12 protein-coding genes are annotated in these 14,142 nt (G+C 37.8%); 1 reads left to right on the forward strand and 11 read right to left on the reverse strand.

Annotation, left to right across the window (positions count from 1 at the left end):
• Positions 1–127 precede the first annotated feature (127 nt).
• The 9 genes from DS031_RS04170 to DS031_RS04210 form a co-directional block, all read right to left on the reverse strand.
• The gene (locus DS031_RS04170; RefSeq protein WP_113804679.1) at positions 128–277 is read right to left on the reverse strand and encodes an FbpB family small basic protein; all 150 of its coding nucleotides are present in this window, start codon (positions 275–277) and stop codon (positions 128–130) included.
• Positions 278–468: 191 nt separating this feature from the next.
• Positions 469–1,428, reverse strand: a complete 960-nt coding sequence (locus tag DS031_RS04175) for a hydroxymethylglutaryl-CoA lyase (RefSeq protein ID WP_113804680.1) — start codon at positions 1,426–1,428, stop codon at positions 469–471.
• Positions 1,428–2,636 carry a CaiB/BaiF CoA transferase family protein gene (locus DS031_RS04180; RefSeq protein WP_113804681.1) on the reverse strand — a complete coding sequence of 403 codons (1,209 nt, stop codon included), beginning with the start codon at positions 2,634–2,636 and terminating at the stop codon, positions 1,428–1,430. Before DS031_RS04180 ends, DS031_RS04175 begins: the two co-directional genes overlap by 1 nt.
• Before the next feature lie 37 nt (positions 2,637–2,673).
• Entirely contained in the window at positions 2,674–3,378 is a 705-nt protein-coding gene (locus tag DS031_RS04185) for a FadR/GntR family transcriptional regulator (protein WP_113804682.1), read from the reverse strand.
• Positions 3,379–3,616: 238 nt separating this feature from the next.
• Positions 3,617–4,372 carry a type I 3-dehydroquinate dehydratase gene (aroD, locus tag DS031_RS04190; protein ID WP_113804683.1) on the reverse strand — a complete coding sequence of 252 codons (756 nt, stop codon included), beginning with the start codon at positions 4,370–4,372 and terminating at the stop codon, positions 3,617–3,619.
• A 245-nt stretch (positions 4,373–4,617) separates the two neighbouring features.
• A complete protein-coding gene (locus tag DS031_RS04195) occupies positions 4,618–4,857 on the reverse strand; it encodes a hypothetical protein (RefSeq protein WP_113804684.1) in 240 nt (79 codons plus the stop codon).
• 46 nt (positions 4,858–4,903) lie between these two features.
• Positions 4,904–6,661, reverse strand: coding sequence for a thiamine pyrophosphate-binding protein (locus DS031_RS04200; RefSeq protein WP_113804685.1), 1,758 nt, complete (start codon positions 6,659–6,661; stop codon positions 4,904–4,906).
• Positions 6,658–7,653 carry a zinc-dependent alcohol dehydrogenase gene (locus tag DS031_RS04205; RefSeq protein WP_113804846.1) on the reverse strand — a complete coding sequence of 332 codons (996 nt, stop codon included), beginning with the start codon at positions 7,651–7,653 and terminating at the stop codon, positions 6,658–6,660. The genes DS031_RS04200 and DS031_RS04205 overlap by 4 nt, the downstream gene beginning before the upstream one ends.
• 73 nt (positions 7,654–7,726) lie before the next feature.
• Positions 7,727–9,175, reverse strand: a complete 1,449-nt coding sequence (locus DS031_RS04210; RefSeq protein ID WP_113804686.1) for an aldehyde dehydrogenase family protein — start codon at positions 9,173–9,175, stop codon at positions 7,727–7,729.
• A gap of 578 nt (positions 9,176–9,753) precedes the next feature.
• Between DS031_RS04210 and DS031_RS04215 the strand changes: the two genes are divergently transcribed.
• Positions 9,754–11,103, forward strand: coding sequence for a hypothetical protein (locus DS031_RS04215; RefSeq protein ID WP_113804687.1), 1,350 nt, complete (start codon positions 9,754–9,756; stop codon positions 11,101–11,103).
• A 107-nt stretch (positions 11,104–11,210) separates the two neighbouring features.
• Here the strand turns inward: DS031_RS04215 and DS031_RS04220 are convergent, their stop codons facing one another.
• Together DS031_RS04220 and DS031_RS04225 are read right to left on the reverse strand one after the other, a co-directional pair.
• Positions 11,211–12,224: a LacI family DNA-binding transcriptional regulator gene (locus DS031_RS04220; protein WP_113804688.1), complete on the reverse strand. Its 1,014-nt coding sequence runs from the start codon at positions 12,222–12,224 to the stop codon at positions 11,211–11,213.
• A 345-nt stretch (positions 12,225–12,569) separates the two neighbouring features.
• Positions 12,570–13,583, reverse strand: a complete 1,014-nt coding sequence (locus tag DS031_RS04225) for a TRAP transporter substrate-binding protein (RefSeq protein ID WP_113804689.1) — start codon at positions 13,581–13,583, stop codon at positions 12,570–12,572.
• Positions 13,584–14,142: the final 559 nt, after the last annotated feature.

A 14,142-nucleotide genomic window follows, 5' to 3' on the forward strand; every position in this document is an offset into this window, starting at 1 on the left:
ACTGATGGGATAGAGGAGTTGGGTGTATTCAGATCACCAATGTGGCAACTCCACTAACGTTAAGCGTTCAGAAATGTTCGATACGTTAGAAACCCCCACTTCAAGCGTAGCTAAGTGGTGGGAGTATTCATGAATGATTAGCTAGTGAGTAAGTTTCTTTTTCATGTCTTTCTTCAATTCTTTTTTCAATTCTTTCTAATGCCTTATCATCTTCTAAAAGCTTCTTTTTGTTTTCTAAAACTAATTGTTTAAAACCTATTCTTATTGGCTTTCTCATGCTCCCCACCCTTATTCATAAATTTCGCTTATTGGTTATTTGGGCTATTGGGTAGTCCAGTTAATTAAATTATATTCCTATGCTTATGAACCGTCAAGCGATTTACATGGTTTTTCAAAGAAATATTCGTTCTTTATAACCTTAACGATGCCTAAAAAGCCGCGGCTCAGACACGCGGCTTTTATCATATCTTAAGTATTCAACTTTTCTTGAGTGTTTGGTTTTTCATGAAGCTCGGAACAAGGTCCTGATTGCAATAGGAAACTGCCGCCATCATGACCAATTTTTCTTTGGACATCTTTTGCTGTGATAAGAAGCTGGTCAACATTAATGCCAGTTTCAACTCCCATTTCATGAAAACCATGTACAAGATCTTCCGTTGCAATATTCCCCGTAGCTCCTGGCGCATAAGGACATCCACCAAGTCCTGCAATCGAGCTGTCAAAATGAACAATTCCCTGCTGCAGAGCTGCAACGGCATTCGCAAAAGCCATTCCTCTTGTGTTATGCAAATGCATGGAGAAGGTAATATCTGAAAATTCATTTGTTAATAATCCCAAAAGCTCATATACTTGTTTTGGATTTGCCATTCCTGAAGTATCTGCTAGTGAAATCTCGGAAATACCTAACTTTTTATAGCGCTCTACAATTTCTATAATTCTTTCTTCAGGTACATTTCCTTCATAAGGACATCCAAAAGCTACTGAAATTGATCCGCCCACTTTAACACCATGTTTTTCACCCAACTCAATAATTGGTGCAAACCCTTCCTGTGCTTCTTTAACAAGACAGTTAGCATTTGATAGACTATGAGAATCTGTCGCCGAAAGCATCAGCTTTAATTTTTTAATACCTACATCAATTGCCCGCTGCGCTCCTCTCACATTTGGAACGAGAGCTCGGAATTTAATTTCTTCTAAATCCTGTACCTGTGTCACAACTTCCTCTGCATCTTTCAACTGTGGAATTGCTCTTGGATGTACGAACGAAGTAATTTCCATTGATTGAACGCCGGTTTTTGCTAATTGGCGAATAATATCAATTTTCGTTTCGGTAGGAATCCATTCTGATTCTGCTTGAAACCCATCTCTTGGTGCTACTTCACAAATAATCGCTTTAGAAGGAAGTATCATTTTATTGTTTGTATTCATTAGATTACCCCTTTCTCTTTTAAGCTTGATAACTCTTCTGCCGATAACCCGAGTGCTTCTCCAAAAATTTCTTCATTATGTTCACCTAATTCAGGTGCGCGATGACGAATCGCTCCCGGTGTACTTGAGAACTTTGGAACAACGCCTGGAACTTTAATTTTTCCTAAACGCGGGTGCTCCACTTCGACAATGTTTTGTCGCTCTTTATACTGTGGATCATTAAAAATATCTTCAATACTGTAAATAGGACTAACCGGTACGCCAAACGAATCAAGCTTTTCCATTAATTCTTTTTGTGTATGCGTACGAATCCAGCCGGATACAATTTCCTGCACCTCACTATCATTTTTTAAACGCTCAGAGTTTGTATAGTAGCGAGGATCTTCTAACATATCTGTTCGCTCCATCGCTTCAGCAAGACGATTAAATGTAGAATCGGTACTTGTGACGAGCACCACATATTTGCCATCCTTTGTTTCATAAGTACCGGCTGGACTGGAATGCCCCGCTAAACCTGGACTTCTTTCTCTCACTTTACCTGTTTGATCATATTCGGCGATTAAAAACTCCATCATCCGGAAAATCGATTCATAAAGGCCCATCTCAACAATTTGCCCTTCGCCTTCTTCATTTGTTTCCCGATAGAAAAGAGCGCTTACAGTTGAGAAAGCAACATAAACACCGGTAATGTAATCTAATAACGAATAAGATGGACTAACCGGCGGACGGTCGCTGTATCCCTGCAGATAGGTATGACCGCTAAATGCTGTTCCCGGAGTACCAAAGCCTGCTTTTTCGCGATAAGGACCTGTTTGACCATAACCGGAAACACGAGTCATAATTAATTTCGGATTTGCTTTCTTTAATTCTTCATAACCTAAATTCCATTTTTCTAATGTACCCGGGCGGAAGTTTTCAATTAATATATCGACTGTACTAATCAGCTTTTTAAAAAGGGCACGTCCTTCTTCTGTTCGAATATCTAAGGTTACAGATTTTTTGTTACGCGCCAATCCCGGCCATCTTAAAGGCTCCGTTCCTTTCCAAGGACCTACTGTTCGAAGCGTATCGCCTTTTCCGGGTATCTCGACTTTAATTACTTCGGCTCCTAAATCTGCAAGTAATGTTGCGCCAAATGGTGCTGCAATCATTGTTGATACATCAAGAATACGAACTCCTGTTAACGGGCCATAATTTACTTTAGACATTTTTTTCCCTCCAATAATAAAGTGCAAGTTTCTATTTTTAATAGTTTTCTAATACATTTTTACGAAGGTTTTGGAGATGCTTCACTGTGAGGTCAACAGCATCAGAAACGCTTCTATATTTTACTGCTTCTAAAATGGCTCGATGTTCTCCCAAAGATTGCATCGTACGTTTTTTAGAAAGCAATGTTTTCTTTCGAATATGATGAAAGATATTTAAATTTGTTTTCATCATTGATACAAAAACAAAATTTTGCGTTGCTTTCGCTAAAGCTAAATGAAAGATGCTATCGTCTGCTGCTTTTTCCAATGGATTTTTAAGTTTCTCTTCCATTTTTAATAAAATGCTTTCTAATATTTCAATATCTTCCTCTTCTGCTTTTGGACAAGCTAACTCTGCTATTTTAGGTTCAAGAGCTTCTCGTGCTTCTAAAAAGAAAATGATTGTTTTCTTTTCGATATAATCTCTGCTGCTAGCATACTTCTCTACACCTAAATGTTGATTAACATTCTTAATAAATCTTCCTTCACCAGGCCTTGATACAATAATTCTTTCAGATTCTAGTACCCTAAATGCTTCTCTTATCGTACTCCTGCTGCATTCAAAACGAACTGCTAAATCTCTTTCACCCGGTAAACGATCTCCCGCTTTTAAATCATCTTCTTGTACGAGCTTCTTAATTTTTAGCACAATCTTTTTGTAAAGCCTTTCGTTATCCATATGCGAAAATAATTGGTCATTCATAACATGATCTCCAAATACAATTGGTCATATGGACCATTGGCTAGTCCAGTTAACTAGATTATAGTTATTAAAGAAGAAATCGTCAAGTGCTTTATTAAATTTTAAACTTCTTTTATCGATTATTAAGCAGAAAAACCCTTAAAAAAGCGCTAAAAGAAGGGAAAAAGACAGTCCCAACTATCTCTTTCCCTTTTTTCATAAATTATTTTATAATCGACTAAATTTAGATAAGCGGTTATTAATACCCCATCGGCTTTTTTATCAGTTCAATTACTTTTCGAAGATCTTCAATCGGAATTTGCCCAGGAGCTGAGCTTTTTTCTCCAACAGCAAATGTAACGGCAGAGCCATAAAACCAGCCTAACATTCTGCTTAAGGAACCTACGTCACCCATTGACATCGTAATAAGCGGGATATTTAATTCTTCCTTTGCCTTGCTCGTTACTTCCAATAACGTTAACACATCTTTTTGGTTTTTAGGCATCACTGCTGCTTTGGCAATATCTGCACCGTAAGACTCCATCATAGATAAACGTTTTCGTAAATCTGCTTTTTCAGGGGTACATTCAAAATTATGATAAGATAATATAAGCTTTTTTCCATACTTTTCAGAGACTTCTCTTACATGTTTAATATGTTCTGGTTCACTGGATAATTCAATATCAATAATGTCTACAAATTCACTTTGACAAACTTGACTTAACAGCTCTACTCTTTCTTCCTCTGATAACGGAATTGATTCACCGCCTTCTTTATGAGAACGAATTGTAAAAAGAAGAGGAAGACCGCTGCTTTGAGCAGCAATTTTTTCAGCTGTTACTAATACTTGATTAAAATCATTAATCTCTTTGTAGAAGTCAACTCGCCATTCAATTAAATCAGGATTTTTAGGTAAAATGTTTGTTAGTTCTCTCATAATTTCCTCTGTGTTTTTACCTGTTAAGGGTGTACATATATAAGGAAAGTTTTGTTCATTAAATAGTTGATTTTTCATATGCCCTCCTAAAATTTTTAATTCATAAATGATTATTTTATTGAATTTTCCATCAAATAAGTAATAACTCCCATTATATAATGATTACAAATTGAAAAACAGCTTTCCTCACAAATTAAATGATAAAAATAAAAAGAGAATCATCCCTAAGGTCAGACCTTAGGGATGATTCTCTTCGTTATACGTGACAATACGGCATGTCTTACTGCAAAATAAGAGACATCTAGGGATAGGGGAGAATTTCTTTACATGTTTTCCTGTGACATTAATGCGAGCAGCATCGCTTTTCTTGTTTTATTATTACTGTTGTTCTCTAAAATACTTTGAATGCCGCTTTTTACTTCTACATTTTTTTCTGATAATTCGACTAAGCGTACCAGTTCTCTTTTTTCCAGTTCTGATAATAAAGTTGAATCTAAGCCTAAAATGACATCTAAAGCCTCGTAACCTAAAGAACTGAACATTTCACCATAACCAGGATACATATCATTTATCCCTCCCAAAGCTTTAAATGGAATCAAATTTTATAAACTACAGAGAGACGTGATGAACTTTCTTATCAGGTGAATAAATGTCCATGATGTTCCAATGTCCTGCCGTTGGAACCGGGTTGTTTAACATCGCCACATCAATGACAAACGGCTTGTTGGACGCAATGGCTTTTTCGAGAGCTGGTTTAAATTCTTCCGCCGCTTCAATTTTAATGCCTTCGACTCCATATGCTTTCGCGACGCTTGCGAAGTCCGGTGAATACGCTTCTCCATTTCGCTGAAACACCGTCCCAAGCGTTGTGCCGTAATGGGCTTTCTGCAAACCGGCAATCGTACCGAACGCATAGTTATTCATGACCACCCACACGACTGGGATATTTTCCTCGGCTGCTGTCGCAAGCAGGGCCGGGTTTTGACCAAAGCCGCCGTCACCTACTAAAGACACAACAACACGATCCGGCTGCGCAATTTTTACGCCTAGTGCCGCCGGCGCTCCAAAGCCCATTGTTGCGTAGCCGCCTGGTGTTAAAATCGTACCCGCTTCATAAATCGGGAACTGCTGACCGACACCGTTTTTATTCCAACCCACATCGGTTGTAATGTACGCATCTCTTGGCAGCACCTCACGCACTTCTTCTAAAATGCGCTGCGGCTGCATTGGGTAACAGTTATCTTGGATATACTGCTGATTGCTTTGTTTAAACTCTTGACGATACCGGACAATTTCCTGCTTTAATGCTTCATTTTTCAAGCCGTTTGGTACCATCTCTTTCGCAACGCGGTTTAATACGGTAAGCGCCTGTTTTAAATCCGCAACCGCGCCGATTTCTACCGGGTAGTTGCGGCCGATTTCACTTGGATCAATGTCAATTTGGATTAATTTCGTTGGCGGGAAGTTAAACGTATACTCCGATTCCCACGAACTTGAATCCGCTTCTGCAAAACGAGTCCCTAACGCGAAAATATAGTCAGCTTCTTTACATTGATCGTTAATGAACTTTGTCCCCCAAAATCCGGTCATGCCGAGCGTTAGTGGGTGATCATCGGATACGGCGCCTTTCCCCATTAACGAATGAGCAACCGGAATTTCCAAATGATCGACAAGCGCTCTCAACTCTTCCGCCGCATCGGCTAACATAATTCCGCCGCCAACATAGAAAAGCGGATTTTTTGCATCGAGTAACGTTTGAATGATGTGTCGCGCTGTCTCATCATCAATTGATGGCTTTTGAAGCGATTTTGTATGATGCTTCAAGCGCTCAAATACGGAGACATCGACTTCTTTTGAGAAAATGTCCATCGGCACCGATACTAAAACAGGTCCCGGGTTGCCGCTTTCAGCTAACTGGAATGCCTTTTCAATAATTTCTGGGAATAAATCTGGACGTTCCACGCGCCACGCACGCTTGACAAACGGGCGGTAAATTTCATACTGTGACGCATCGGCATGAAGATTCACTTCTTGGTGTGGGTGCTTGCCGTAGTAATGACTTGGAACATCCCCAGCGATGACCACCATCGGAATTGAATCGAGGGCGGCATTGGCAACCCCTGTCGCCGCATTCGTTAACCCTGGACCTAAGTGGCTTAATAACACAGACGTTTCTTTTTTCGCGCGGGCATAACCATCCGCCATATGAGCGGAAATTTGTTCATGCCTTACATTCACAAATTTAATTGAACTGCATTCTAACGCTGTTAGAACTGCAATATTTGTATGACCGCAAAGCCCAAAAATATGTTCCACACCGCGGTTTTCAAGATACTTCACAAGTTGATGGGAAATAAGATCGTTCATGAATGGGATTCCTCCTTAAAATCTAAAATAATTTTGCCGTATTCTCCGGACACAGCCGCTTCATAGGCGCGTTTATATTCTTGATACGGAATAATATCCGAAATAATCGGTTCCACCTTAAAACCATCCTGTTTTAAGTAATGAAGCGTTTGTAGGAAATCGTCTGGAAAATGATAAATAATACTGCCGTACAGCGTGAGCTCATTTCGAACAATTTTTACAACAGGAAGATTCGCTTCTGGAGTAAGGCCGACTAAGACGACCGAGCCGCCGGGACGGGTAATGTCTACCGCCTGTTCCACGGAAGACTTTACTCCCGCTGCTTCAATGACAACATCAAACGTTTCATCCTTAATATCTTGAGGGCGGGCGGGTGTAATGCCCCAAGAACGTTGTGCTTTCTCCAGCTTCTTTTCATTAATATCAATCGCAGTAATCTCAGCGCCTAAATAATGCGCAAGGGCAATCGCAAGCATCCCTTCTGTGCCGCAGCCAACAACGGCAACCGATGTCCCCTTTGTAATGGCTGCTTTTTTAAACGCATGGACAATGACCGCCAGCGGTTCAATCAGGACTGCCCGTTCATCTGCCATTTCCCTCGGAATCGGCAGCACATACTTTGAGGAGATCACAAATTCTTGAGAAAATCCACCATCTGTATTGACACCTAACGACTGCTTATGACGACAAATATTGGTCTTCCCTTCTACACACAAATCACATTCACCGCAAAAGGAATTCGGCTGAATGACAACCTTTGTGCCAATCTGATGAACTGACTCTTTCCCGGCCTCAATAATTGTTCCCAATAATTCGTGACCCGGCCGAATCGGATAAGCAGCATGACCAATTTTCCCTTTATACACTCCAATATCCGATCCACAAATGCCGCCGTAAATTAATTTTACTTTCACTTCATCTTCTTTAAGAGAAGAAGATGAAAATTCTTTTAGCTCAATCTCACCTGGATTTTTCAAATACAATCCCAACATTTTCTTCACCACCAGTTTGTTCACCTACTTCTTTATTTCTTACCTATCATGAAGTGGCTAATTTAAGTTTTATTTACTCGTTAACAGGAAGCTGCAGGACAATCATTTTTGTTTCTGTCATATCTTCAATTGCATAGCGAGGGCCTTCACGACCAATGCCGCTATTCTTCACACCGCCGTAAGGCCAATGATCAAGACGGAAGTTTGAGGTTCCATTAATAACAACTCCCCCAGCTTCAAGGGCATGTGCAAATTGATAAGCCACATCCATTTTATTTGTGAAAATTCCTGCCTGCAGACCAAAATCAGAGTTATTCGTTTCTTCAATCGCCTCTTCAATCGTTTCATAAGGAATAATGCTGACGATCGGACCAAATACTTCTTGGCAAACAACTTTGCTCGTTTTAGACGGATTTAAAAGAACTGTCGGTGTAATTGTCGCACCATTTTGCTTTCCGCCGTATACTAACTCTGCGCCCATGTTTACTGATTCATGAATCCATGTCATAATTCTATTTGCTGCATTTTCATCGACTAAGCAGCCAACATCTGTATCTGGTAATAAAGGATCCCCAATTTTTAGTTTAGAAACTTCTGCTTTTAAAAGTTCCGTAAACTGAGGAACAATCGATTGATGCACGTAAATCCGCTGCACAGAAATACAGCTTTGTCCGGAGTTACTGAAGCCTGTTTTTGCACAAAGCACTGCCGCACGGTTTAGATCGGCATCTTCATGAACAACTGTTGCTGCATTTCCGCCCAGTTCAAGAAGCACCTTTTTCATACCCGCTAATTCGCAAATATTTCGACTGGCAACTGTTCCTCCAGTAAAGGAAATGACATTGACGCGATCATCTTTGACGATTTGCTGACCAACCTCTACACCGCCAAGCACCATGTTAATCGCATTGTCCGGAAGACCTGCTTCTAACATGAGCTTTAAGAATTCAGTTGCAATTAAAGTTGTTTGAGGGGCTGGCTTTAAAATAACGCTGTTTCCTGCCGCAAAGGCTGGACCTACCTTATGACAAACAAGGTTCAGCGGTGCATTAAATGGCGTAATTGCTGCGACCACACCAACCGGAACGCGGAACGTAGAAGCAATCGCTTTTGTGCCTCTTTCAGATGCATCACCTGGGATCGTTTCTCCAATAAGTCTTTTTGCTTCCTCGCCTGATTGTTCGAGCGTTTCAATCGAACGCGACACTTCATCACGCGTATTTTTTAACGGTTTTCCTAACTCAAGTGAAATTAGTTTTGCAAAGCGCTCTTTCTCTTGTTCCAACAGCAAAGCAGCTCTTTTTAAAATTTTTGCACGCTCGTAAGAAGGAATTCTAGCAATCTCTTTTTTAGCTGCAAATGCTGACGCTAAAGCTTTTTCAACATCTTCTGCCGTTACAATTACTTGTTCACCAATGATTTCTCCTGAATATGGACTTTTAATAGGTGCCGTATCACGATTTGAAGTAATCCATTCTCCATTAATATAAGGCTGAGCTTTTTTTACAGCTACTTTTGTCATTTTGATCACCTGCTTTTTAAAATTTACATAGGAAATAAGGAGTGATAAACTACTTGGTTAATTCCTGCTATGAACAATTCTCAAAGTAATCTTTGAACCTAAAGGCCAAGCTGAAAAACGTAAATTTTCAGTTAGATCGATCTAACTTAAAGATATAATTTTTAGCTAACAATTTAATCTGGAAATAATATAACTGAATATAATGGATGTGAATTCTCAATGATTTATAATTTGCTAAAATTCATTAGATCGATCTAACAAAACATAAAATCCTTAACTTTTGTAAACGTTATCATAATCTTACAATAAATTTTGCACACTTGCAATAGTATTCATAAAAATAATTTCCTAATTTTCAATAAAGTAAATATAGTGGAACTTCTGTTAATAATCTGCTAAAATTCATTTAAAAATCTTGGACAGCTACTTTTCGGATTAAATGATGAACTTCAGAATGCTAATTAGCTTTTATAATAATTTTAATTAGATCGATCTATATTTTAAATAGCTATATAACGAGTTGAGACTTTCATGTTGGTATACCTCTAACTTTTTTAAAGAAAGGATTGCATTCCTATATGATCATTTATATTTATACTATTCTTATTGTTTTGTACATCATATCTCAGTTTATCTCTACTCCCATTTTGACCTTTAGTATGGGAATAACCGCCTTAAGCACCTTAATTCTTTCAGCTTTCCGCGCTAATGGACTGTACTTAATATCTGGTATCGGCTTTCTCATCATTGGAACGTTTTTATTTATTTTTAATGATCTACCTTGGTACACATTTTTATTACAATTCGAATCAATGCTTGGTGTTTTATCACTATTTTTATTTCTGCCTTTTATTAATTCTATCATTCGCATAGGACGTTATGATACAAATTTAAGTTTATTATTACAGCAGGGAGTCACACGTTTAAGTAAGTTATATAGACGAAGCTTCCTTGTTTGTCACCTTCTTGCCCTGTTTCTTAATATAGCGACTATCCCAATATTAACGAGTTCCTTAAATAAAACGTTACGGCAGCTGCCAAAAGCTACTGCTGATAAATACTATACACAAAATTTATTACGTGCTTATACGTTATGTCTCACTTGGAGTCCTATGGAAGTGATGGTTAGTATTTCAATGGATATTACAAAAAGTCACTATTATCAAATTTTTCCGATCATGATTTCAATTGCCTTTATTATCATTCTTTCAGACTGGATGCTTTCTTATTTCAAACATACTGATATTCCTTTAGTAGTCGAAAGGAAAGAAGAAATCTCTTTGAAAAATGTTTATAAAAAAATACGAGAAATGCTTATCATGCTGTTGATTTTTATTATTCTCGTTTCCTTTATTCAGCACACTCTTAATAAAGGATTTCTTTTTTCAGTTGTCCTTTTATTACTGCCAATTTCGATTGCTTGGGCTCTATTTATTGGTAAATTAAGAAGGTACTTTTCGTTCACCATTCCTCATTGGAAAGAACGAACAAAGGGGCTGTCTAATTACTTTTTTATGTTTTTAAGCGCCGGATTATTTGTCGAAATGTTATCTTTTTCAGGGCATCTTTCCTTTTTGCAAAACACTTTTAGTTTAGCCTCTGAAAAAACATTATTACTTTATGGAATGATTGGAGGATATTTTTTATTTACTTCTCTTGTAGGATTTCATCCTTTAGTTTCCATAACACTTCTCATCGAATTATTGCATCCTATTTTACCTGAGATTTCTTCTCTTTCTTTAACAATTGTATTAATTTCATGCAGCTTATCAACAGTAATGTACAGTCCTTATAATTTATCTGTATCTATTTTAGCGGATCAATTAAAAATTAATCCTTATAAAATGGTGAAGTGGAATATTGGATTCGCTATCTTTTATATATTGGTAAGTATTTTCACTGCCTATTTTCTTACATTTATTGTTTGAGAATATTAGTTTTTTAGAGCTGCAAAGGCTGTGAATATACAAAAAGACAGTTTCTTCTCGAAAGAAAAGGCTGTCTTTTTCTTTTACAATTCTTTTAAATTTAAATTTTATGAAGAACCTCGCACAACAAGCTCAGGCTGCAGAATGATTCGCTGACGTTCCCGATTTATGTTTACAATCCGCTGATGCAAAAGGTCAGCCGCATGTTGACCAATAAGCCGTGCAAATGAGGAAACAGTAGTAAGCGATGGCGTTGAAATAGAAGCTTCCTGAACATCATCAAATCCGACAACAGCCATATCTTTACCGGGAGTTAATCCCATATCCTTTATCCCCTGCATAACCCCAAACGCTACAAGATCGTTGAAGCAAAATGCTGCTGTAGGCGGATTAGAATGACGAAGAGCCTGCTGTAATGATGCTTTTCCACCTTCTCGAGTAACTGCATTTTCTATGAATAAAGATTCGTCTATGTCTAAGCCCGCTTGTTTAAGTGCCGTACAATAGCCTCTTTTTCGCTCCTGCCATGCTGAAGACTCAGAAGATCCACCGAGAAAGGCAATTCTTCGATGTCCCTTTCTTATTAGATGTCCTACAGCCATCTGGGCCCCAATTTTATAGTCAATTCCTACATAATCACAATTTACTTCAGATAACTCTCGAACAGCATGTATGATTGGAATATCCCACTGCTTAATCCGATCAATTGTTTCTTTTGAACTGTCCGAAACAGGGCATAAAATAACTCCCCCTACTCTATGCTCAAGCATCGTTGAAAGAAGACGATCCTGCTTTGCATCGGAATCGAATGTAGTACCCAACAGTACTGTATATCCTTCTTTTTCCAACTCCTGATGAACACCGATTAACAGTTCAGAAAAAAAGGGGTTGGCTATATCGGTAATAATTAACCCTACAGTTGATGAACGTTGTGATCTTAAATTCGCGGCCACACGATCATAAACATATCCTAATTCGCGCATAGATTCTAAAACCTTTTTACGCGTTTTTTCAGAAATTTTGGAGCTGCCCCTTACAATGAGAGAGGCTGTCGCCCGTGATACTCCAGCATGCTCTGCTACTTGTTGTAAAGTAACTCGAGAACGTTTTTTGTCTTTCATATGTAAATCACCTGCTTACAGCATATTTTATTTATTTTAATTATTTATTAATACAATAAAGCAGCCTTTAAGTAAGCGCACTCACCTTTCTAAACTGCTCATACTTGCTGCAACTTTCGTGTTATAATGCCGTTTTTGTAAGAGGAGTTGCTATCAAAACTTTCTTTGAAACTAAAAATATGCCTACTCTAATGTTAGCTATATTATAGGTAGCAATGATAAACATTGTCAATTTGAAAGGAAATAAATTAACCGACTATGCACATATTAATTTTATCACCTGTACATGCACTTGTCGTTTAAAAAACCTTAAGAGGAAAGTTTCCTCTTAAGGTTTTTTGTAAGTTATTTAGCAGCTTCTAACAGCTTATTTACAAATTCTTCTCCAATTTCTGATGAATATTTCTCATAAACCGGTTGTACAGTTTCAAACATTTTCTGCTGCTCTTCCTCACTTAATTCTGTCACAACCATTCCTTCTGCCGCTAAGAAGTCATACGCTTCTTGACTTTCCTGCTGATTTAATTCACGCTGGTAATCTCTCGCTTCTTCTGCCGCTTTCGTTACAATTTCTTTTTCTTCATCAGAAAGTTTATTCCAAAACTTTTCGCTGATCATAAATACGCTCGCATTATAAATGTGATTCGTTTTCGTTAAGTATTTTTGTACTTCATAAAAATTCCCTGTCGTAATATTTCCAGCTGGGTTTTCTTGTCCGTCTACAATACGCTGCTCTAATGCGGTAAATAATTCTGGATATGGAATCGGCGTTGGATTAGCTCCAAGCTCTTTCCACATATCAACATGAAGTTCATTTTCTAATGTTCTAATTTTTAATCCTTTAATATCATCTACTGTTTTGACTTCTCTTACATTATTCGTCAGCTGTCTAAACCCGTTTTCCCAATAATTTAAGCCGATAACGCCTTGCTCTGGCAGGTCATTCAGCAGCTCTTCCCCAATTGGCCCATCTAACACTTCATAAGCAGCGGCTTCGTCTTTAAATAAATAGGGCAAATCAAAAACAGTGAAGCGGCTCGCAAATGAGGCAACCGGACCTGTTGACATCGTCGTGCCTTGAATGGAACCGATTTTTAATCCTTCAAACACAACGCGGTCTCCGCCAAGCTGTCCGTCCGGATACACTTCAATCTCAATCGATCCGTTTGTTTCTTTTTCAACGATTTCTTCAAATTTATATAAACCCTGTGTCAGAGAACGATCTTTTGAAGTAGCAACCGCCAGTTTCATCACCTTTGTTTCTGCAGCACCTTCCTCAGTCGAACTTGACGTTTCTTCCCCACATGCAGCGAGAAGCAAAAGACCTGTTAATAAAAACAAACATAACAATTTTTTCATTTGATGCACCCCTTGTCATATGATTTAACTAATAAAACATCAATTAGAAAGTAAACTATTATTCGATTAAATTACCTTACTAATTAATGAATAGTTTGTATACAATCGTTTTTAAGAAATACCATTCATCATTTGTAAAATAGGTAACGCTTACAAAAAATCTTTTATTAACAATTACGATAGATTAATTCATTAAATAGATCGATCTAATAAAGCGTTATAAAAATGAAATGATTTAAACATTCATAGTTAAAACAACTATTCCAATACTTGATTTCCATCTTAATTTATTGCCCCTTCAAGAGAACGCTTTCATTTCAGAACAATACATTGTTAATATAAGCTACTATCAATAATTGTTATTTATACACTCCTTTCCTAATAAGATTTTTTTAAGGTTTCCTCTAACCTTTGTCCATCTTTCAATAAAAATGTTAACCTATCAATTGATAAGTTTTTTGAGTTATTGGGCTATTGGTATATTGGATAGCCCAATTAATTAAATTATATTCTCATCTTTATTATTCGTCAATACCTTATTTTATCTGATAATTGATCT

This window comes from Bacillus taeanensis, from assembly GCF_003318295.1.
GTDB lineage: Bacteria > Bacillota > Bacilli > Bacillales > UBA6769 > Maribacillus > Maribacillus taeanensis.